The organism is Bradyrhizobium sp. TM233 (assembly GCF_036247965.1).
GTDB lineage: Bacteria > Pseudomonadota > Alphaproteobacteria > Rhizobiales > Xanthobacteraceae > Bradyrhizobium > Bradyrhizobium ottawaense.
In genome coordinates this window covers 1-375 of the sequence record NZ_BTIG01000411.1, presented here as the reverse complement: position 1 = coordinate 375, position 375 = coordinate 1, and the positions used below count along the sequence as shown (strand labels likewise).

The window sequence follows — 375 nt, the reverse complement described above, 5'->3', positions numbered from 1 at the left end:
GCGTCCGGGGCACGAGAGCCCCTACCCCATCTCCCGCACCCGCCGCGCATAGAGCCGCCGCAGAGGCTCGAGCTGTGTCGCCTCCGCCGCGGCACGATACGCCTCGCGCGCCTCTTCCGTCCGCCCCAACCGCCGCAGCAGATCCGCGCGCACGGCGGGCAACAGCTCATAGCCGCGGAGCCCGCCTCGGGCGCTGATCGCATCGACGAGATCGAGCGCACGTGCCGGCCCATCGACCATCGACAGCGCGGCAGCGTGGTTGAGCTCGATCACCGGAGAGGGACCGATGCGCAGCAACACCTCATAGAGCCCGGCGATCTGCGGCCAGTCGGTCTGCGCAAAGCTCGGCGCGCGCGCATGCAGCGCGGCGATCGC

At 72.0% G+C, this 375-nt stretch carries 1 pseudogene; it reads right to left on the bottom strand.

From position 1 onward, the window contains the following. Positions 1-21: 21 nt before the first annotated feature. Positions 22-375, bottom strand: a pseudogene (locus tag AABA86_RS34610) (RNA polymerase subunit sigma-24); the annotation flags it as partial.